The following is a 21008-nucleotide window of genomic DNA, read 5'->3' as shown; positions in this document are numbered from 1 at the left end:
GGCGATGCTTTAGGTGCTTTCCCCTGACGTTCCTCTTTTAGTTGGCGAACCCACTTATCCATCGTGGACTTCCCAACATTCATAGCTTGAGCAGCCTCTGTCACAGAGTGGTTCTGATCTAGAACCAGTTGTGCCGCTTCTAATTTGAATTCAGCGCTAAATAGTCTTCTTGTACGTTTTGTCATAGTGTCACCTGTTAACTTATGAGGTGATGATATCACCTCTAACTAAGTGACCAAATTCAGCGTACCACTACATAGGAAGCACCATTAATCTTACGAACAGGAATACGCGAGATAACTTCATTTTCAGCCATTTTCATATTTACTGCCAAAATATCTGCGGAGCATTTCTCTGTCGTTACATAGTGCGTCAAACATCCACATTAGTTACAACGGTGAAACTCTACTTCTTTGTCTCCCCAACAGTAAAAATCAGCAAGTTCAATCATATTGATTTGAACTTGCTCGGGAGAAAAGTACGCCCAAGCTGCAGCATAACGACGATAAATAGAACAGTCGCACTACCAACCTCCTGCACAACTAAAATGTGTTACGGGAATTAAACGAAATGCGGCATTAAGTGGAGAGCACAGCCCTCACAGATAGGCTTTAGACACTAAAACGAACGCACAGTGTAGATGACACGCGTTAAGAATCAGCCTCAAGTTTTTTGTTGTGCTTTTTTTCATATCTATCGATAGCAAATACAAACTGTGCAATACAAATACACAGATAAACCAAAGTTATTCCACCAAACGCTCTACCACTAAGCCACTTCGTAGAACCATAAATAGAATAGCCATTTTTTATGATATTACTTACCTCTATAGGCTCTCTCTCGCTTGAGACGTGTTTTGGATTAAATAGAACTCCGACTTTTCGATTATAATATATTTCTCCCTCTTTAAATGTTGATGAAAGGTTTTTATCAACTCTGAACCTGGTCGGCATATCATCTAAAGTAAAAATAGATTCGCATATACGGCGCCGAGATCTATTCTCGCAATAGGCTGACTCAATATTGATAACACCGACATGATGTGTGAATGAGGACAAATCACTATCCAATAAAGACATCCCATAAAAACACAAATAGAGTAATGCAAATAGTACGACTTCCTTCATAAAACACCTAACCAAGTAAGCTAAAACTGACTCAACACCACACTCTACTGCAGCTAAAAAACGACGCGTTAGTGGTCATTCTGAGCCCATGCCATGTTCAGGTACTCAATGATTGCCATCGATTCAGAATAAATCAGACCATCAACAGAAAGTGCCGGGACATAACCAAACGGGTTAATATCGAGGTATGTTGTCGTTAGTTCATTAGAGCTAACTTCAATTCTATCGTAAGCTATTTGCTTGAAATTAAGCACCCACTCTACCCGTTCAGAGCTATTCGAGCCCTTTGCGCTATATAACAAAATTGCCATACCCCCTCCTTCAAAATGACATTTGATTGGAACCAGCTTGAGAGTGACTACACACTTATACAGCTACCTGTTGGAATCGCCTCCAGGCGTTCTCCCAATACTTCTTTTAACAACTTATACGCTTTTTTTCCGGTGCAATGCCCCGTGTAGAGCTTACCAATTGGATACTCTGATAACGCAAGTCCAAGGTCTTTAATGTTTTGCTTAGTCCCACCAATGCTATCAAATAAGGGTAACCCCACTAAATGAAAGCCCCCGACAACGGCTTTAATTCGTTCTTCTGGAAAATGAGTAAACGCGGTATCGACCATATTTAGGACACCACTATGCGCACAGCCAGTAAAAATAACGATGCCGTCATCCTCTTTGATTACTAACAAAAGCTCATGATCGAATGAGTCCTGCTTCCATTTGTCCTGGGATTTTGTATAAAGGTACTGATTCCCGTTTGGCTTTTCGTATTTATCGCTGATATCAGTAATGATAAATACATTACGCGTAATCTCTGTCGTCTTATTCACGAATTTCAAGCGACCATTACTATTTTTCAGTAAATCCGGATTAATACCGACATTATTTTTAAAACCATAAGCGCGGAAGTAGTAGCTACGCTCATCACTGCGTTTCAAAAACACTTTGGCTTTAGAGTTATGAGCAACAAAATCGGCAGCACCATTACAATGGTCATGGTGCCTGTGTGATATGACGGCGAGGTCTACATCTTTGATATCAATCCCCAGTAACGGGGCGTTTTGACAAAACGTATCGCCACTTCCCATATCGAACAAGATCTTTAGCGATTCAGTTTCAATATGCAGTGATAGTCCGCGCTCAACGGCTAAATCTTTCCTATTATCCAGTCGAGAGTTATCAACCAGCGTCGTTATTTTCATACTTCTCTTTTTATGTGATCACGAATCGTACATTGCCCAACGGAAATAAGGTCTTTGACCATCCATTCGCTCAACCTCTGCACCCAACCTTTTGTAGAAATCATGCGCTTTCTTATTGTGCGGACTTGCCGTCCATGAGATGTGAGAGGCGGACGATGACTTCGCTTGTGACTTTAAAGCCAACATAAGTTCACGGCCATACCCTTTTGATCTTTGATTTCCTGTAACCAATAGGTCGTCAAGCCAGATTGATGGCTCTCCACTGAAGGATGAATATCGATAGTGATACAGTGCGAAGCCAAAAGGCTCACTATTCCGTTCCAATATTAAAGCATGGGCAAATGCGTAATCACCGAATAGTGTGCGTTCGATTTTCTCTATAGTTGTCGAGATCTCACCGCTAAACACTTTCATACTTCGGTCAAAGTCAGCTTTTTGTTCAATAAACTCTAACAAGATACTTGAATCTTCTTTCGTCGCAATCCGTACGATCACTCTCTTCTCCATGGGTTAATTTATTCGTTATTGTCTAACGCTTATTAATAGGTAAATATGCCGCGCATTACGAATCAGCTTACAGTGCTCTCAGTTTTTTGTTTCGCAGACGTTATTGCTTGGGCTATTTTGGCCCTATGGTTTATTTCCCACTCAGCGAGTGTTAATGACGCCTCTTTACTTGCTTTCTGTGAAGCCATTAAAAACACTTCGTCTTTCCTTGATTTAGGAATAACCGCAATCCCCTCTACATCAGCAACAATGATATCTCCCGTAGAGACCTTTGCTCCCCCGCAAGAGATTGGAGCACCCAATTCAGAATAGACATCTTTCTTTCCCGGTACTGGATGAACACCTTTCGCAAAAACTGGAAACTTCATATCTGAAATTTCACTCAAATCTCGAATGACACCATCAATAATAAGGCCTTTGATACCTCGACTCTTAGCGACTGCACATACATTACCGCCAGCTACTGCATATTCGCTATCAACTCCATCCACTACAATGATGGAACCTTCTGGTGCTTCATATATGGCTGAATGAAGCATTAAATTATCACCAGACGTTAACTGGACAGTAAACGCTTCTCCACAAATTCGCGGCATTCCCTGCCAAAGAGGACCAATACTAAAATTAATAAAGTGGTCGTTACTTAGTATGTTTCCATACTCGGTTGTCGCTAATTTAGAAAAATCTGGCTTCATATTTACTCTCCACTTTCAAAGTGGGCAAATACCTCTGCACCAGTCATATTATGTGTTTCATTTTTAAATTCGTAGTATTCGGGCTTTTCATCGATGAATATCTGATGAGTTAACTTGTAGTCATCCCCAGACATCAATAAACCGACAGGAAGGTGATACTGATTATTTGGCACTAAAAAGTAAAACAAGTGAGTACCACATCTACCGCAGAACCCTCTCTCAGCCCAATCGGATGACTTATATCTCACTACATTTGATTCACCTGATATTTTTACGGAATCAGAGCAATCAATGACTAACATCGGGCCGCCAGACCAATTTCTACACATACTACAATGGCAAGCCCCCAATTCATTACTGGCGTACTCTACTTCCAACTCAACCGAGCCACATAGGCACTTTCCTTTACCTTTCATGAATCCTCCAATCTTTGCAATGTGTGTAAAATGAATAACCGATAACGCTTTTTATACCGATGACTTAATAAGAAAGGCTATTTTTTGTTTCCCTTCTCCGACAGATACGCGGCATACTTTTTAGAAATCCACTTATGGATATGAAGCCCTGTTTTACGAACAAGATACCAATCTATCGCAACTAGAATCACCAAACCGATTACAGTTCCCATTATAAAACCTCCATAAACATCGATGTGTAAATCTATCAAATTGTTAAGAAAACCTGCGAACTTACACAGGCTATAAATCCGAGTTCTCGTTCTTTACCTAACCCTGTATAAACACTGAGACATTACAGCTATTAAACCCAAAAATTCCGCATTTAAACCAGAATAATTCTGTCTAGTTTCTAAGATAGGCAAGTAATATACAACTAAGCCATTGCATAACAATGGCTTATGTCACAGCTAATTTCAGGCGTGTGAAAAATCGCTTACTTTAGCTCATCAGGAATGCGGCGATCTTTGTGGTAATACTCTCGGTCGCGTTCGTTGATTTCGCGTATCACACGGCATGGGTTGCCGACTGCAACTACATTGGCTGGTATGTCTTTGGTGACGATGCTCCCTGCACCTATTACAGAGTTTTCACCAATGGTGACACCGGGAAGTACGACGGTGTGCGCGCCAAGCCATACGTTGTTGCCAATACGAACGGGAACATTGAACTGCGCTGCTTTTAGCCTGAGTTCTGGGCTGATGGGATGTGTGCCAGTGGCAATGGTCACGTTCGGCGCAATCATCACGTTGTCGCCGATGAATACGTCTGTGTCGTCAACCAGAGTTAGATTGAAGTTCACGTATACGTTGTTGCCTAGGTGCGTGTGACGCCCCCAGTTCGCATGTAATGGTGGTTCAATGTAGCAGCCCTCACCGACTTCGGCGAACAACTGCTTCATGATCTGCTGTCGTTTATCACCTTCGCTCGGGCGAGTGTGGTTGAAATCGTATAGCACTTCTAAGCATTGAGTTTGCTCAGCAACCAAATCAACGTCGTCACAGTAGTAAACGTCTTGGCTGTGCATTTTAGCCTTTATATCCATGTTTGAACCTATTTGATCATTGCCTCATGTCGGCATAAATAAAGAAACAGATGGATAATTTGAAGTTTTCACTGGCCTTAATGCAAGTTGGATGAATTAACTCGGCCTAATGTTTTCAGCCACACGCCACAGCACACCACTTGGGTCAGTGATACAAAACTCAAGCATTCCCCAAGGCTGTTCAACAACCTCGGAAATGGTAACTTCAAATTCCGACACTACATTAGAGTTTTGGATGTGTTGATACCAACTTTTTACGTCTTCAACCAGCAAGTGCATCATGTAATTGTGACAGTGCGCAGGTTCATAAAAGTTTTGCAGAAGAAACGCACAACCGCCGTGACGCAGATAGGCGATATCGTGAAATTCAGACATCAGCTCGAAGCCGATTGACTGGTAAAAACGCTTGGATAAATCGAAGTCTTTCGCGGGTACGAAAGACTTAATTTCTGAGACTTTTAGGTTTTCCATCCTACATCCTTATAGTACTGATATTCCGGTGCTGACACCCATAACGCTTTAAGTGGTCACGGCGTTTATTCAGAGCTCTTATTCAGAGCCTTGTTGAAATGAGTCGACTTCGGCTTTAGTTAGATAACGCCACTGGCCTGCTTCAACATCTAAACGAACATCACCAATCTGTTCACGGTGTAGGTCAACAACTCGATTCCCTACCGCAGCAAACATTCGTTTTACTTGATGAAACTTACCTTCTGTAATGGTCAACAGCACTTCTTTACTGTTAATCACTTCAAGCTCTGCCGGACGCGTCAGTTTTTGCTCGCCCTGCAATTGAATGCCCGCTTTGAACTTGTCAGCGACATCGTCTCTGATATCTCGTGACAATGTCACGCGATACGCCTTCTTACACGACTTGGTTGGCAGCGTAATGTTGAATGACCAGCGCCCATCATCGGTAATCAAAACTAAGCCTGTGGTGTCGGCATCTAAGCGGCCTGCGATGTGCAGTTCTGATGCTTTGTCTATCTCGATGTAGTTGAACAATGAAGGATAAACTTCATCGATATTGGAGCAAATAGTACCCGCTGGCTTGTGCATCAAAAGGTATCGAAATTCACGCAACTTAAGCGGTGTGCCATTCAACAAGATGGCGTTGCTTTCATGAACCTGAGTCGATTCATCGGTGACTGTTTCACTGTTTACGTTCACTTCGCCATTATGGATGCGTTCAATCGCTTCAGGCTTGGTTAGGTCAGTGCTTTTACATAGGTATTTATCAAGGCGCATTAATCGTCGGCACCACATTTAGCACAAGGCTTGTAAGTTCGTTCACCTTGCTCGATAACCACATAGCCACCAACACACTTGTCACATAGCGCCAACTTTGGATAAGCATCTTTCTGTTTCTTTGCGTTGATGTTGCCTTCGGTGGTGTATACGGTTCTCATTTTGATGCCTTTGCTTGAATTACGTGAGAGACGCAAATTGTATCACTTTTTACAGCTTTTATTGGAGTGGTGGTACATAGATAAATTGACTTTAAGCGCCGTAATTCCAAGCTCCCGCCCCGTAACGGCTTAACCATGAACAACAAAGTCAACGTGCCACGCCTATCAGTGGTAAAATGATAAAAGCTCACCAACTTATGAAGTCGATAATGAAAGATTGTAATCAATGCGGAAAATGCTGTATCAAATACGGAGATGGCGACCTTGCCGCGACTCAAGAAGAGATCGATTTGTGGGAGCTGTTCAACCCAGACATCTTTGAATATGTTCGAGGAAGCGAGATATGGTTCGACCCTGAATCTGGCGAACGTTTATCTCGCTGCCCTTTTCTGGAACTGGTTCCGACGAAAGACACCAAGGCTCAGGCCAAGTACACATGTAGTATTTACTTAGACCGTCCGGAAGATTGCCGACACTACCCAAGCCTGATTAATGAGATGGTACGAGATGAGTGTGAAATGATTGAGGTGGTGGATTTACAAGACACGAAGAAAGCTCAAAGGAAACTCGACCTGTTGATGAAAGACAGCCGCCCTTCAAGCTATTCGTAAGCGATGATCTTTTGAAGATCAATCTTCAGCATTAGCTAATATGTAATAATACAGCTAATATCAGCCAAAACCTTAAGCCAAATACTGGTTCGCTTCTAACCAATCAAGCGCAACCAGTGCTGCCAGTGAACATACCGCTCTGTCGTTGCCATCAACAAACTTAAGTTCTTCGATTTCAGCATCTGGAGACAGTTCGCCAGTATAATCAGCAAGGTAACAAGTCAATTGCACCGATACACCTTCCGCTTTACCATCAGCTTGACCTGTAAACGTCTCGACGTATTTGATGGAATCAGGCACTAAATCGACTGAGATCTCTTCTTTGATTTCGCGAAGCAATGCTTGCTCATCACTTTCGCCAGCTTCACGCTTACCACCCGGCAGGTAGAACAGTTCTTTGCCTTTGGATCTCACCATCAACAGCTTGCCGTCTTTGATGAATATCCAAGCCAGCTTATCAATTACCTTATGCATGTCGTTAGACCTTATTTCTGTTTTAGTTCTCGTTATTACTGAATCTAGCCACACCATTAGTCGCGACCAAACAAAGCCTGGGTATGTTACACGCTGCAATGAATATACTCTATTGAATCGAAGAGGAAATATCATTGCCAAACCGAAAAATGACAGCGTTCGAGACAATGCTCGTCAACTGTCATTGGCGTTGTTTACGGATTGCTTTCTAGTTGTTCGTAGATAGAATCAATCAACCAACCACTTAAGCGCAGAGTCATGGTCTTCGAATGACTTAATCTCACCAGACACAAACCAGCTCCCTACTTTTGAAGCGAATTCTTGCCAGCTTTTATCACCATAAATCGCGATTTTGTCTATCTTCGAATTGAGCTCTAATCCCAGTTTGAAATCATCCCAAGCAGCACGTAACTCCCAACCCGTTAAGGTGGAGATATCGACCAGCATCTTGAGTTTAGATGAATCGAGTTCTTCTAGCGTGGTTTTTAGAATTGGCATCATTGCTTGATAGTCATCGTGTGTGAGTTTGCCTTTCGCTTTGAACACAACAATGGTTTCACCGCTAACACGTTCAATTCCAACCGATATTCCGTGACGTTCGATACTCATAACCTAGCCCTCATAGTGGAAACTAGACTTAGCTTAGAGGATTAGACAGCAAAGAGATGAGAGATTGGCGTCAAAACAGACAAGCGCTTTATCTGAACTTAATATCAGAGAATTAATCGCGCTTCTCCAACAGTTCGCTTAGGCTTTTAACTTGCACGATACGTGGATGCTGTGACTTAACCTCAACTCCTTCCGTGTTCAACCACACCGCTTGCAAACCCGCTTCAAGTGCTGGGTAAATGTCTTTCTCTAGAGTGTCGCCTACCATGGTGATGTCTTGTGGTGCAACACCGAGCTTAGAAATGATGGCAGGATAGAACCCCGACTCGAACTTAGAAAAGCCAATGCTCGCCTTACAAAAGTAACCCAATATATATTGAGACAGGCCAACACGCTCAAAGGCACGAATTATGTCATCTTTACTGGAATCACCAGCATTGGTGGCAACGTAGACTTGATGATTTTTGGAGAGTTCAGCCAGTAATGCACGAGCACCACTCACTTCTTGTACGGTTTCCCAGTCGCACATCTTCCCTTGTGCGTCTGGGAAATCGACCATCAGCGTATTGCCCCAGTCGAATAAGACTATTTCTGTTAATTCGATTAGCTTTGTCATCTTGCCTCCTGCATACGATGAATTCTCTAGTGTTTAAGCGAGCCTATAAAAACTTCTCGATAAGGATCTCGTCAAAGTACTGGTCCCCAATCTTACCGTGTTTCTTAGCCATTCCGACGATTTCAAAACCTTGCTTAAGGTATACCGCTAACGCGCGCTCGTTGTCTGCTCTTACATAGGCGAACAGCTTTTCGTAACCTTTCGCTTTGGCTGCTTTAAATGTGTAATCAAACAACTGTTTTGCAACGCCTTGCCCACGGCTATTTGCATCAACATAAGTGCCAATAATACCAACGTGGTCAAAGGCCTTAGTGTAAGTAGCAAATGGTTCGACATTCTGAAAACCAAGTAACTGGTTGGTCGTTTCGTTGACTGCAACGCTAAACACACCACGTTTTGGGAACGACTCAATGAATCCCTTTTCTTCATCAACAGTAAAAGTCTGATCCAAGATCGTATAACGCGCTTCGATAATGATTGGATTCAATACATCAATAATGCCTTGTGCATCTTCTACCGCGACTTCTCTGATTGTTAAGCTCATACTTCTCTACCTTTTTATTGCTTTGGGCGGATTCTATCGCTATATGCCACCCTTTTGATAGGACAGAATGTTGTCGAAGGCGATATCGAAGTAGAGTTGGTAGCTATTTTGTTCAACATAGCCCAAATGTGGAGTCGCTGTGACGTTTGGTAGGGACAGTAGCGGTTCGGAGTCTGTTGTTACTGGCTCACAATCGAACACATCAATAGCCGCTGTTTTGGTCGGTACCTCGCGTAGTTCATGATACAGAGCCATCGGTTCGACTAACTCCGCGCGGCTGATGTTCACAAGCAGTGAGTCAGGCTTCATCAAGCTAAGGTCGTGTGCTGTAACACATCCTCTGGTGACACCATTCAAACGCAAATGCAAAGAAAGCACATCAACTTCACGGAAGAAGTCTTGTTTGGTTGTTGCTGCTTCAAAACCATCTGCTTGCGCTTGATCACGTGAAGCTTGGCTACCCCACACTACGACAGACATCCCAAATGCTTGGGCATATAGTGCAATGCATTTGCCGATTTTTCCGTAGCCCCAAATACCTAGCTTTAAGCCCTTCAAAGTTCGACCTAACCCTAGCGAGCCAGAATCTTGCCACTGGTTTTGCTTAAGGTTTGAAGCGTAAGTGGGAATGTGGCGCGATGCAGCCATAATCAACGCCCAGCATAATTCAGAGGGTGCGACTGGCGAGCCTCGGCCTTCTAACACGGTAACACCAAATCGTTCGCACATTTGCGGGTCGATATGGTTACTCACTTTGCCCGTCTGGCTAATCAGCTTGAGGTTTGGGAGCTGCGATAACAAAGATTCGGTGATCTCAGTTCTTTCACGAATGAGCACAATGGCTTCAAACGAGACCAACTTAGCGACGAGATCTTGCTCTGAGTATGTCTCGGTAAATACCGTGACATCGTGTTGTTCGAGTTTTTTGAAGCAATCGAGGTCTTTAACGACGTTCTGGTAGTCATCCAATACCGCTATTTTCACATCACTCTCCTTGTGATTGTTAGTTATCTTGTATTGGTCAAATGAAGGCTAAAGTGCCATGCCTTCCGATTCAACACATCACGAACGGGGACTTCACTATTGATAAACCACTTTGAAACGCTCCAACATAAGTAACATGTCTTCACTTGGTGAGATCTTGAGCTCTTCACATTCACGAGAGAAGAAGTTCCAGTGCGCTTCTCGCCACCATTCAAGTGTTTTATCACCCTCGCCTTCAGCGGCAGCAAACTCAGCAGTAACTTCGTTGTATTTGCACTGTGAGACTGAAGTGATCTCTACAATGCAAACCGGTTTGCCATCCCAATCGGTGACGACTTGTAAATGCCCTACGACAGGCATCACTTCTCCTTCATGGCTGTACCAATATTCAAGGCTGCAAGACGCCTGTTTTTCACCCTTGAGGATTAACTGTGCGCAGAGATTGGCGTTGTATTCATCAGCACAGTAATAATCGGCACTAAAAGAGGTGTATTGCGAAGCAACGTCTGCTGGCAATGTGTTGAGGTAGCTATCAAGATAAGCTTTGCTTCTTTCTTCCATGATCTTTCCAAATTCAATATTAGGTTGAGCTGATAAACACTTATAGATTAAGCATCTGGCTGCATTGGGAGTAACCTATCAAGTCAGGTTATCGCTGTAAACCGAGTGAATATCAAAATGTGGGCTGAGAAAGAAGAATATGGATTGGATTTTAAGGCTGATACAGAAAGAGCTAAAAGCGTCTTTAGGCTGTGCTTTTAGCTCTGAATATCTCGTTACTAGTCGCTCGTAATTGGCAGGATACTAACGGTTCAAGAAGTCGACCGCTTTGTCTGGGAAGTCGGTAAACACACCATCGACTTTGACTTGGTTGTAGAAGACCTCCAACATGCCATCAAAGTTATCAGCATAAGCTGGGATTCTTCCCGGGTCGGCACGGAACGTGTACGGGTGAACATCTAAGCCCGCGTCTTTTGCTGACTTCATTAACGGTTTAATAATGATGTTATCTTTGGTCGATGCATCGTCTACCAACATTGGCTTCCAAGGACCTATTCCTTCCGCGTAAGTCGCCACTTTTTCCATGCCATCAGCTTCAAACATCCAGTCGTAACTGTACGGCGTTGCTTTGTCACCTTGGTACGTCATGGTTTCATTCCAATCTGTATAGGCTATCAACTGAACGAGCTTAAGATCCATTTCCATCGCAGGCATGAACTCATCGTTAATGCGTTGAAGTTCATTGGCGTCGAAACACTGCAAATACACTTTGTCGTCTTTCGATAGGTAACCATATTGATGCAAGGTCGCAAGCACAGCTTTAGAGATGTCTTTGCCTTCGTGGCGATGGAACCAAGGTGCTTTGATTTCTGGGTAGATACCCACGTTATAACCAAGGGTCTTATTCAAGCCTTGGATCAGCTCGATTTCTTCAGCAAAGGTAGCGACACGGAAATCAGACTGCCACATTGGGAAGCGCGTTGGGTACCCTGCTACTCTTTTACCTTGTTCATCTAGGTTAAAGCCTTCGGTCACTTTCAGGGATTTGATCTCAGCAAGCGTAAAATCAATTGCGTAGTAACGGCCATCTGCACGAGCGCGTGTTGGAAAGCGATCCGCGACATCGGTGACTCGGTCTAGATAGTGATCATGCAAAACCACCAATTGGTCGTCTTTGGTCATCACGACATCTTGTTCGATGTAGTCAGGTTTCATCGCATAAGCGAGCGCTTTAGCGGGCAATGTGTGTTCAGGCAAATAACCAGAAGCACCGCGATGCGCAATCACTAAAGGATCGGCGAATACATTTGCAGATAAGCTTAGTGCTAATAAGGTCAGAGACAGTGACGTTGTTTTCATTATTGTTTTCCTTGATAAAACAGAAGCAGGATATACCTGCCTCTGTTGTTATTTATAGATGTGATTCAGTAAATACACTACTGAGCTAGCGCTTCTTTCTCTCGTTCGAGATCTTTTTGTTTATGGTGCGCACGCTCACCTAAGAAGGCGTAAAGCAGACAGATGATTGAAGCCACACAAGCGCCGACCAAAATAATGAAGCCGCCATCCCAACCGTAATGGTCAACCATAAAGCCGAGTATTGCGTTCGCAGCAACCGCGCCACCTAAGTAACCAAACAAACCAGTTAAACCAGCAGCTGTACCTGCTGCTTTCTTAGGTGCAAGTTCCAGTGCATACAAGCCGATCAGCATTACAGGGCCATAGATAAGGAAACCAATCGCAACCAATGCCAACATATCAATCGTTGGGTTACCCGCTGGATTTAACCAATATACCAACACAGCGAGTGTCACTAGAACCATGAACAAGATTCCTGCAGGTGCGCGTCGGCCTTTGAATAACTTATCTGAAATCCAACCACATAATAACGTGCCAGGAATACCAGCCCACTCATACAGGAAGTAAGCCCATGATGATTTATCTACTGAGAAGTCTTTTGCTTCTTTTAAATAAACCGGAGCCCAATCGAGTACGCCATAACGGATAAGGTAAACAAACGCGTTAGCAATCGCGATTGACCACAACAGCTTGTTAGAGAAAACGTACTTAAAGAAGATCTCTTTCGCCGTCATTTCTTTCTCATGAGACGTATCGTAGTCGTCTGGGTAATCGTCTTTGTGTTCTTCAATCGGTGGTAACCCACAAGATTGAGGCGTATCTCTTACGGTAAACCAAACAAAGATAGCAACGAGAGTGGCAAAAAATGCAGGAACATAAAAAGCGGTTCGCCAATCGTCGTTAAAAGCCCACAGCCCCAACAAGAACATTGGACCAATCAAACCGCCACCCACGTTGTGAGCAACGTTCCATACCGACACGATCTCACCACGTTCTTTACGTGACCACCAGTGAACCATGGTTCGCCCACAAGCTGGCCAACCCATACCTTGGAACCAACCATTTAAGAATAGCAGGATAAACATCGCAGTAATGCTGCCTGTAGCCCATGGCATAAAGCCGAAGCAGAACATCACCAGTGCCGACATTAACAAGCCGCCGCTGAGGAAATAACGAGGGTTTGAACGGTCAGAAACGCTACCCATTAAGAATTTAGATAAACCGTAAGCAATAGATACGGCTGCTAATGCCACCCCTAGCTCACCACGGCTGAAACCCTGTTCAATCAAGTAAGGCATTGCCAAACTGAAGTTTTTACGGACTAAGTAGTACCCCGCATAGCCAACGAAGATGCCGAGAAACAGCTGCCATCGTAGTCGTGTGTAGGTGCTATCGATCTTATCTGATGACAAGCGATCGATATGCGCCATAGGTTTGAATATTCCAAACATAGGAACCTCATAATTATTGGGCGAAGGAAGAATTAAAAATGCTCGAACGAAAAAAATTTACACTCATTCGAAAACAGGAGGGATTGTATGTGCTTCAGGATTAATTTCTGTGATAGAGGTAGTTATTAACAAAAAATAACTTTAAATACAGCATATTAGTTTCATTTAATTAGACTGCGCTTCATATTTTTGTTGGTATCTGTTCAATTAAACATCAGAACTTTCGAGGGTAAATAAATCCAAAAAGAGCGAGCGAACATAAATCAACCAACAACAACTTTGTTATTACTGCAAATGCATAGTGAATAACAACAATTTTGGTTGAATCTGTGGAGTTATGAAGGTGGTTTGGGCTATCGATTAAAGAAGTTCGTCAAAATCAATGCAAACAAAAAGGGTCTAGATTTCTCTAGACCCTTTTAGGTAATAACGCTTGGTGGTTTTGTATTGGCTAATGAGACACACGTTAGCTAATTACACGAAGTATTAGCTCACCACACGAAATGATTATGCGTCGATGTAAAAAGCTTCTACAGTGCCTTTTAGAGTAATAAGCATTGGCTGACCAAAACGATCTAGCGCTTTTGGAGAAGGGATCTTAACCCAACCTTCGCTGATGCAGTATTCTTCAACATCAGTACGCTCTTTACCATTTAGACGAATGCCGATTGGGTATTCGAAACACTCAGCAACGTGGTGTGGGCTGCGTGGGTTACCTGCAAGATGATCTGGTAAAGCTGGTCTTGAATTAGTATCGCTCATGTTCATTACCTGTATGTACGTAAATAAAAAAAGTGCGTCATTCTAGTCAATATAGGCTTTGTGCTCAACAACTGCTGCAATAAATCGTCGTGATCGTTTTAATCGACAGCGAGTTGTTTGATTTAAAGGCGATATATGCATAATTTCAAACGAAAATTTAACAGAGTTATGAGGTGTGGATACAGCGAGCACTTCATTACTTGAAAAGCAGATACCACACAATAGGTTTTTATTGTGAGCCTATCGATTAAGCTCAATACTCATCACTTTATGGTTTGGCTCTGATTCGATGTCAACAACTGACCAACCTAGCCCTTGATAAAGTCCCATGACATTGGTGTAAGCGTAGAGTTGAGTTTGCACTGTAGAAGATACTTGTCTGACACCACGTTTAATCAATTCACTTGCAATACCTTGGCCACGCCATTGAGCATCAACATAAACAGCATTAATCCAAACCACATCCCGAACTTGATGAGGTTTATGAAAATAGGAATACGCCAAACCACCAATGACCACATTATCGCGAAGTACTGTGATTACCGGAGGGAGATTTACGTTTTCTTCATAGGTGTCTTTAAACTTGAAACCCGACCATTCGCTTTGAAAAAAGCCTTCTAATTCACTCCAATAAGGAGAGCTTTCATCGCAATTTCTAAAGATCACTTTCTGCATTTTTTCCGTCCTTTGAAAAGGGTGATTTGGCCATCCTAGCCTTGGTTTATATCAGAGTCGATAAAGCTACTCTTCTTCGTCATAGTCGTCTGCAGGGTCTTGATTAATCTCTTCGCCGCATCCTAAGCACCACCTTGTAGATCCGTAGGCATCACAATAATCAAACCACAATTCGGGCAAAGATCGTCTTGTTGAAACATCCTGTATTCCTTCTACTTCATGGCTATTGCTTAGGATACTGTTGCTTACTCGCTTCTAACCAGTCGTGAATAACTTGGCGAGCGGATTCCGACGGCGGTGCATTTCGTTTTCCGCAGATTTGGTCGATTTCAAACGGAAATGCTTTGCTCGGAACGCGGCGTAAACCTATGGTTAAACGTTGAGGTTTGAGCATGCGGAACACCACATAACGATCGCTCATGATTCGATTGTGATACACACCAATACAGTGCTTCTGCTCTATACCTTCATGTTCAAGGTCGTAATAATCCGTGAGAGGATGAATATTGTCATTACCTAACAAAGGAACGGGATAAGGGATGTCTTTATCCATTAAGCGATTACCCTCCAAACGACGCAATTGACGTTGCTCCGTCCAGCGGTCATGAAGCTGTTCAAACATCGCAAAAGAGTTCTGACTAGTAATAGCGCGCAGAGGATCATCCATCTCTAAGTCTTGCCCTAGCAATATCGCATCTTGGAACATTGCCATCTTAGACGGTGCATTAAGTCTGCCCTCTTCCACCATTGCAATCCCTAGTCGACTGCCGGTTAGAAATGGATGAACTTGGTCCAAACGTAGGGCTGTGTATCCAACTTTTGAGTAATGCTTAAACTTAAGAACTCGTCTTTGCAGCGGTTCGAGAATACGAACAATGTGGTCAAGCTCATCACCAACATTGTAATGCAATTCTAGCTTGTCGATGAATTTGAGTGTCGCTTTACTGCTGTCTAAGCCCAACTTAGCAAGGATCTTCTTTTGCCCTAAGCGACTTAGTGCCAATGCTTTCTGATTATCGACGCTGTATTTCATGCAGATCAACGCCAGAATAACAGGCCTTAGTTCAAGTAGCTGTGCAGCTTCGTATGTGTTCGCAGCTAACCACAACATTTGGTATTGATACTCTGGAAAGTCGTCGGTGATTTCACGATAACGAGCAGGCAAGGATTCTAACCAGCGACCATTCACATCAAACTGCTCAACGAGGTTTAGGCTAAGCCCAATGCCCCCATCAAGTGGTCGTCTACCATCTTCGAACACATGAAAGCCGACGAGTTTTTGAGACCAATCTCGGATCTCAATATCGTAGTCGAAACCTAATGTTCGAGTGGGAATGGTTAGTAGTGCTGTCATTGATGCCTCTTCGTTATTGGCGCATTGAACTATCAAGCCTATCTAAGAGCATAAGCTAACGCTTCAACCACTATATCAACCTTTTGTAAATTTCTTATCAATCAAAGCGATATAAATACGATAGTGCTTAGAAGAACATTGAATGATAATTTTACGCAATATGAGATCTCTTCGATATCATTTGCTCTAACAAAAACTATGCTTGTTACATAACTCACAACAAGAGGCTTTAATTATGGATTACCGACATATTCTGGTCGCACTTGAACTGTCTGACGACACCAAGATTCTCATTGATAGAGCGACCTTCTTCGCTGATAAACTGGAGGCTGGCATTTCATTTGTTTATATCGATGGTACGCATGGAGAAATTTACCCAGAGCTCGTTGATATACAAGGAAATGATGGTGATTTACCGATCAATGAAGATGCCGTAAAGCATTTGAAAGAGTTTGAGGCGTACGCCAAGCACCCAATCAAGCACATTTTCGTGGGAACGGGTGATTTGAACGATAAGCTCAAAAATGCCATCGAAGCAAATGGCGTTGACCTATTGCTGTGTGGCCATCACCATGATTTTTGGCATAAGCTCATCTCCCATTCTAAACAGATCATCGATACTTCCCCTATCGATATTCTCGTTGTTCCTATGGAATAGAAGCTGCAGTTCGACACTTAAAAATAACCTGCATTGCCAACCTCTATCGGTATTATTGGTTGGCTTGATATCCTCTTCAACGCACTCATCCTGACCGAAATCTGCTATTTCCAACTTAGAGTAGTCATTTGTGATCTTGTCAGCCTATCAACTCGTAAGCGTCTAATAATTAACAAATCGCGAGTGGAAGTAATGAAAAAGATTGGTCTCTATCTTTTTACCAACGACTTAAGAATCAACGACAATGCGCTACTTTACCAAGCAAGCCAAATCGTCGATGAGCTTGTTTGTGTCGCTGTCGAACCAGTTCTGTCTCACTATTCTTCACAATTCGCTCAAGAAGAACAATATGGCGCTCCCCGCGCGGCTTTCATTTCACAGTCGATAAGCGACCTTGCAATTAACCTCAGCACGTTAGAACAAACACTTATCGTCCTAACACAAGGCCGAGACCACAGCGATAACGTAAAAGACTCGCTAATCGAAATGATCTCTGAACTAAACGTGACTCACTTATTTGCGAATGCTCACTGTGGCTATGACGAGCAAAAGCTAATGCAGTCAACGCTGACTGACTGCCCCAACTTAACTGCGATTCAATCTCATAACTCGCCTCTGTTTGAACTCGATGACTTCCCTTTCACGTTAGAAAAATTCCCCCGTTCGTTTACCAAATTCAGAAAACTCATTGAGCCTCTGGCTATAGATACACAAAGTTTGACCATAACCGATTTACCACCGGCACCAGACCTAACAAAAATGTCACACTGTAACTCCAAAGAAACCCTTTTCAAGATTGGCAACGTGGCACGAAACCACAGCCTCAAAGGCGGTGAAACATCGGGATTACTGCATCTCGAACACTACTTCTCACAGGATTACGCGAGCTGCTATAAACAGACAAGAAATGCACTGGACGGTATCGAAAACTCGACCAAGTTTTCACCGTGGCTCGCATTAGGTTGTGTCTCACCTAAAACAATATGCAGACACCTCACGCGATTTGAGTCGCATCATGGGCCCAACGATTCAACCTATTGGATCTATTTCGAGCTGTTGTGGCGTGAGTATTTTTATTGGAAGAGCATGTCGTTGAAGGCATCTCTATTTACGGGCTCATACACAAAACCCGTTACAGCAGAAAATATCACTCAATCGGCAAGCCTTAATTTTGCCAAATGGAAGAGCGGTAACACCAACTATCCGATTGTCGATGCATGTATGCGCCAACTTAATGCTACGGGCTACATGTCGAATCGCGGAAGGCAGTTAGCCGCAAGCTGTTTGATTTACGAGTTGGGCGTCGACTGGCAACATGGCGCAGCCTATTTCGAAAGCCAACTTGTCGACTATGACGTGGCGTCAAACTGGGGAAATTGGGCGTATATCGCAGGGGCTCTCAATAAACCAGCCCACAACAATCAAAATAACAACCATACACAGCCTAAATCCCGCCATTTTGATTTAGCCAAGCAAACTGAAATGTACGACCCAGACCATGCCTTCATTAATCAATGGACAGGCAGTAACGCAGTCTCAACAAGCCTCACAAACCAGGACGCATTATGAAATTTAAAACGGTAAGACTTGTATTAGGAGACCAACTAAACATAGAGCATTCATGGTTTCGACAGGTTGATGATGGCGTTGTTTACATGATTGCTGAGCTAAAACAAGAAACGGATTACGTCGCATCTCATATTCAAAAAGTGGCCGCATTTTTCTGTGCGATGGGTTACTTCGCTGACGAGCTGAGACAACAAGGCCATCAAGTACTTCACTTGACCTTAGATGACACAGCCCAATTTGAAAACCTAGATACACTTCTTAAGCACTATGTACACGAATTCGGCGCAGAGAAGTTTGAATATCAAAGGCCAGATGAATATCGCCTCTTAGAGCAGATGAACAAGCTCAAACTCACCAATGCAGCCAAAGGCTGTTGTGATACTGAACACTTCCTCTTTCCATTCGAAGAGATCGAACAACAGTTTCCGAAAGATAAGCGCATCATGATGGAACACTTCTATCGCCGAATGAGAAAGCGTTTCGACATTTTGCTAGAAGACGGAAAGCCCGTTGGTGGCAAATGGAATTACGACGCGAGCAATCGAAAGAAGCTCAGGAAGCAAGACATTGAAAAACTGCCTCAACCTCTGATGTTTACCAATGACATAACCGACATTTTGCAGCGAATAGAACGCCACCACGTACAAACCATTGGTCAAGTCGGCAACCAATTATTATGGCCAGTTAACCGCGCACAAAGTTTATCTCTGCTCGCTCATTTCTGCCAAGTCTGCTTACCGTTATTTGGGCACTTTCAAGATGCGATGACTACAGAACACGACTCTAGGTGGAGCTTGTATCACAGTCGTATTTCGTTCTCATTGAATAGCAAGATGCTCAACCCTAGAGAAGTCATTGATGCGGCACTCTCAGCTTATCACGCCTCTTCAAAGCAAGGCGCTACCACTATCGATATCGCACAGGTCGAAGGATTCATCCGTCAAATATTGGGGTGGCGAGAGTACATACGCGCCGTCTATTGGGCGAATATGCCTGCTTACGCCAACAAAAACCATTACTCAGCAAACAACAACCTGCCTCACTACTTTTGGGACGGACAGACCAAGATGAACTGCATGAAGCATGCGATTGATCAATCCCTTGAATTTGCTTACGCGCACCACATCCAAAGGTTAATGATCACTGGCAACTTCTGCTTAATCACAGGCATAGATCCTGACCAAGTCGACAGTTGGTACCTCGGCATATACGTCGATGCGATCGAATGGGTTGAAATGCCAAATACGCGAGGTATGGCACTGTTTGCGGATGGCGGGATCGTCGGAACCAAACCATACTCTGCCAGCGGTTCCTATATCAATCGCATGAGTGACTACTGCAAAGGCTGTCATTACCAAATAAAAGAGCGCAGTGGAGAGCAATCCTGCCCTTTCAATAGTTTGTATTGGCGCTTTATGAACCAACATCGCGATGAGTTAAACCGAAACCCACGCATGGGCATGCTATATCGCTCTTGGGACAATATGGACGAGCAAGAGCAACAAGCAATACTCGATACTGCAGAACAACGAATAACAAACTTGGAGAATTTATAATGGTTGAGCAACTCAGACTACACATATTGGTGGTTGGCGGAAGCGGCGGTATCGGCTTTGCTGTGGTTAAACACCTATTATCTGAGCTGTCTCGGTTTGATTTTCTTGATGTGCATGTAGACGCGACTTTCCACTCTCAACAGCCGGAACTTGAAAACAGTCGCTTGAACTGGCACAAAGTTGACGCCACCAAAGAAGCTGATATCAAACGTTTGAGTTCTGAGTTTGAACAACTTGATTGGTTGATAAACTGCGTGGGTATGCTTCACACTCCAGACCTTGGTCCGGAAAAGAACCTGGCGTCCATTGACCCTGAGTTTTTCCTGAAAAACATCTCAGTGAATACTCTGCCCAGCTTATTATTGGCAAAGTACTTCACACCTGTTCTTAAAACGAGCGACAATCCAAAGTTTGCCGTGGTTTCCGCAAAGGTCGGGAGCATTTCAGATAACCGATTAGGCGGCTGGTATAGCTATCGTTCGTCGAAAGCGGCGCTCAATATGTTTATCAAAACCATGTCGATTGAATGGCAACGGACCATTAAGAAAGGCACGGTGTTGGCGCTACACCCAGGCACAACAGATACAGCTCTGTCGAAGCCTTTCCAGACTAATGTCCCTGAAGGTAAGCTGTTTGAGTCGAGCTATGTCGCCCATCAATTGGTCGATATCATTCGCACTGCCACACCAGACAAAAGCGGGCACTTCTACGCTTACGATGGTGAACAGTTAAGTTGGTAGAAACCAATACCACTCGTCGTCTTTGATAAGTGCTAAAAAAGAAAACCCAACAGAGTGTTGCTCTATTGGGTTATTTTTTAGAAAGAACGCATAAATTTTTTCA

27 protein-coding genes and 2 pseudogenes are annotated in these 21008 nt (G+C 43.4%); 5 read left to right on the top strand and 24 right to left on the bottom strand.

Going from position 1 to position 21008, the window contains the following annotated elements:
* From CWO08_RS11920 to CWO08_RS23980, 13 genes and pseudogenes are all read right to left on the bottom strand, one after another.
* Positions 1-185 (bottom strand): transposase (locus tag CWO08_RS11920; RefSeq protein ID WP_146161764.1); only part of this gene is annotated, 185 nt, incomplete at its 3' end.
* Positions 186-241: 56 nt separating this feature from the next.
* Positions 242-523: pseudogene (locus CWO08_RS24225) on the bottom strand (aldehyde-activating protein); the annotation flags it as partial.
* Between the two features lie 127 nt (positions 524-650).
* The gene (locus CWO08_RS11910; RefSeq protein ID WP_102431828.1) at positions 651-1127 is read right to left on the bottom strand and encodes a hypothetical protein; all 477 of its coding nucleotides are present in this window, start codon (positions 1125-1127) and stop codon (positions 651-653) included.
* Positions 1128-1225: 98 nt separating this feature from the next.
* Positions 1226-1438: pseudogene (locus CWO08_RS11905) on the bottom strand (glutathione S-transferase family protein); the annotation flags it as partial.
* 47 nt (positions 1439-1485) lie between these two features.
* Positions 1486-2331 (bottom strand): MBL fold metallo-hydrolase, encoded by an 846-nt coding sequence (locus CWO08_RS11900; protein ID WP_108020501.1) that lies wholly within the window; start codon positions 2329-2331, stop codon positions 1486-1488.
* Between the two features lie 18 nt (positions 2332-2349).
* Positions 2350-2838 (bottom strand): GNAT family N-acetyltransferase, encoded by a 489-nt coding sequence (locus CWO08_RS11895; RefSeq protein ID WP_108020500.1) that lies wholly within the window; start codon positions 2836-2838, stop codon positions 2350-2352.
* 62 nt (positions 2839-2900) lie between these two features.
* Positions 2901-3533 carry an RraA family protein gene (locus tag CWO08_RS11890; RefSeq protein ID WP_108020499.1) on the bottom strand — a complete coding sequence of 211 codons (633 nt, stop codon included), beginning with the start codon at positions 3531-3533 and terminating at the stop codon, positions 2901-2903.
* Between the two features lie 2 nt (positions 3534-3535).
* Positions 3536-3949 carry a GFA family protein gene (locus tag CWO08_RS11885; RefSeq protein WP_108020498.1) on the bottom strand — a complete coding sequence of 138 codons (414 nt, stop codon included), beginning with the start codon at positions 3947-3949 and terminating at the stop codon, positions 3536-3538.
* Positions 3950-4026: 77 nt separating this feature from the next.
* On the bottom strand, positions 4027-4161 hold the full coding sequence (locus CWO08_RS24220) for a hypothetical protein (RefSeq protein ID WP_086049349.1): 135 nt from the start codon (positions 4159-4161) through the stop codon (positions 4027-4029).
* Between the two features lie 263 nt (positions 4162-4424).
* On the bottom strand, positions 4425-5033 hold the full coding sequence (locus tag CWO08_RS11875; protein WP_086969973.1) for a sugar O-acetyltransferase: 609 nt from the start codon (positions 5031-5033) through the stop codon (positions 4425-4427).
* 96 nt (positions 5034-5129) lie between these two features.
* Positions 5130-5504: a VOC family protein gene (locus tag CWO08_RS11870; RefSeq protein WP_050634406.1), complete on the bottom strand. Its 375-nt coding sequence runs from the start codon at positions 5502-5504 to the stop codon at positions 5130-5132.
* A gap of 78 nt (positions 5505-5582) precedes the next feature.
* Positions 5583-6281: a pseudouridine synthase gene (locus tag CWO08_RS11865; RefSeq protein WP_108020497.1), complete on the bottom strand. Its 699-nt coding sequence runs from the start codon at positions 6279-6281 to the stop codon at positions 5583-5585.
* A complete protein-coding gene (locus tag CWO08_RS23980) occupies positions 6281-6442 on the bottom strand; it encodes a hypothetical protein (protein WP_048664948.1) in 162 nt (53 codons plus the stop codon). The genes CWO08_RS11865 and CWO08_RS23980 overlap by 1 nt, the downstream gene beginning before the upstream one ends.
* Positions 6443-6651: 209 nt before the next feature.
* Between CWO08_RS23980 and CWO08_RS11860 the strand changes: the two genes are divergently transcribed.
* Positions 6652-7053 carry a YkgJ family cysteine cluster protein gene (locus CWO08_RS11860; RefSeq protein ID WP_055318759.1) on the top strand — a complete coding sequence of 134 codons (402 nt, stop codon included), beginning with the start codon at positions 6652-6654 and terminating at the stop codon, positions 7051-7053.
* 72 nt (positions 7054-7125) lie between these two features.
* On the opposite strand, the gene CWO08_RS11855 is transcribed toward CWO08_RS11860, so the two are convergent.
* The 11 genes from CWO08_RS11855 to CWO08_RS11805 form a co-directional block, all read right to left on the bottom strand.
* A complete protein-coding gene (locus CWO08_RS11855; protein WP_102478930.1) occupies positions 7126-7527 on the bottom strand; it encodes an NUDIX domain-containing protein in 402 nt (133 codons plus the stop codon).
* Positions 7528-7755: 228 nt separating this feature from the next.
* Entirely contained in the window at positions 7756-8136 is a 381-nt protein-coding gene (locus CWO08_RS11850; RefSeq protein WP_017080563.1) for an STAS/SEC14 domain-containing protein, read from the bottom strand.
* A gap of 112 nt (positions 8137-8248) precedes the next feature.
* Entirely contained in the window at positions 8249-8752 is a 504-nt protein-coding gene (locus CWO08_RS11845; RefSeq protein ID WP_107899317.1) for an HAD family hydrolase, read from the bottom strand.
* Between the two features lie 43 nt (positions 8753-8795).
* Positions 8796-9296 carry a GNAT family N-acetyltransferase gene (locus tag CWO08_RS11840; RefSeq protein ID WP_107899318.1) on the bottom strand — a complete coding sequence of 167 codons (501 nt, stop codon included), beginning with the start codon at positions 9294-9296 and terminating at the stop codon, positions 8796-8798.
* A 39-nt stretch (positions 9297-9335) separates the two neighbouring features.
* The gene (locus CWO08_RS11835) at positions 9336-10280 is read right to left on the bottom strand and encodes a D-2-hydroxyacid dehydrogenase family protein (RefSeq protein WP_107899319.1); all 945 of its coding nucleotides are present in this window, start codon (positions 10278-10280) and stop codon (positions 9336-9338) included.
* Between the two features lie 96 nt (positions 10281-10376).
* Positions 10377-10841 (bottom strand): ASCH domain-containing protein, encoded by a 465-nt coding sequence (locus tag CWO08_RS11830; RefSeq protein ID WP_107899320.1) that lies wholly within the window; start codon positions 10839-10841, stop codon positions 10377-10379.
* Positions 10842-11084: 243 nt separating this feature from the next.
* Positions 11085-12140, bottom strand: coding sequence for a glycerophosphodiester phosphodiesterase (gene glpQ / locus CWO08_RS11825; protein ID WP_108020496.1), 1056 nt, complete (start codon positions 12138-12140; stop codon positions 11085-11087).
* A gap of 77 nt (positions 12141-12217) precedes the next feature.
* On the bottom strand, positions 12218-13591 hold the full coding sequence (gene glpT, locus CWO08_RS11820) for a glycerol-3-phosphate transporter (protein WP_102479660.1): 1374 nt from the start codon (positions 13589-13591) through the stop codon (positions 12218-12220).
* A 507-nt stretch (positions 13592-14098) separates the two neighbouring features.
* A complete protein-coding gene (locus CWO08_RS11815) occupies positions 14099-14353 on the bottom strand; it encodes a DUF3297 family protein (RefSeq protein WP_017059204.1) in 255 nt (84 codons plus the stop codon).
* Positions 14354-14593: 240 nt separating this feature from the next.
* Positions 14594-15028: a GNAT family N-acetyltransferase gene (locus CWO08_RS11810; protein WP_108020495.1), complete on the bottom strand. Its 435-nt coding sequence runs from the start codon at positions 15026-15028 to the stop codon at positions 14594-14596.
* A gap of 223 nt (positions 15029-15251) precedes the next feature.
* Positions 15252-16382: a PcfJ domain-containing protein gene (locus CWO08_RS11805; RefSeq protein ID WP_107899323.1), complete on the bottom strand. Its 1131-nt coding sequence runs from the start codon at positions 16380-16382 to the stop codon at positions 15252-15254.
* 235 nt (positions 16383-16617) lie between these two features.
* Between CWO08_RS11805 and CWO08_RS11800 the strand changes: the two genes are divergently transcribed.
* The 4 genes from CWO08_RS11800 to CWO08_RS11785 all read left to right on the top strand — a co-directional run bounded on the left by CWO08_RS11800 (position 16618) and on the right by CWO08_RS11785 (position 20905).
* Positions 16618-17040 (top strand): universal stress protein, encoded by a 423-nt coding sequence (locus CWO08_RS11800; protein WP_017063967.1) that lies wholly within the window; start codon positions 16618-16620, stop codon positions 17038-17040.
* 192 nt (positions 17041-17232) lie between these two features.
* Positions 17233-18609 (top strand): DASH family cryptochrome, encoded by a 1377-nt coding sequence (locus tag CWO08_RS11795; protein ID WP_107899336.1) that lies wholly within the window; start codon positions 17233-17235, stop codon positions 18607-18609.
* Positions 18606-20165 (top strand): cryptochrome/photolyase family protein, encoded by a 1560-nt coding sequence (locus CWO08_RS11790; RefSeq protein ID WP_107899324.1) that lies wholly within the window; start codon positions 18606-18608, stop codon positions 20163-20165. The genes CWO08_RS11795 and CWO08_RS11790 overlap by 4 nt, the downstream gene beginning before the upstream one ends.
* Positions 20165-20905, top strand: coding sequence for an SDR family oxidoreductase (locus CWO08_RS11785; RefSeq protein ID WP_048658630.1), 741 nt, complete (start codon positions 20165-20167; stop codon positions 20903-20905). The genes CWO08_RS11790 and CWO08_RS11785 overlap by 1 nt, the downstream gene beginning before the upstream one ends.
* Positions 20906-21008 lie beyond the last annotated feature (103 nt).

The organism is Vibrio sp. 10N.286.48.B8 (genome assembly GCF_003050085.1).
GTDB lineage: Bacteria > Pseudomonadota > Gammaproteobacteria > Enterobacterales > Vibrionaceae > Vibrio > Vibrio crassostreae.
The sequence above is the reverse complement of the archived record's forward strand: the minus strand, read 5'-3'. Positions and strand labels throughout refer to the sequence as shown.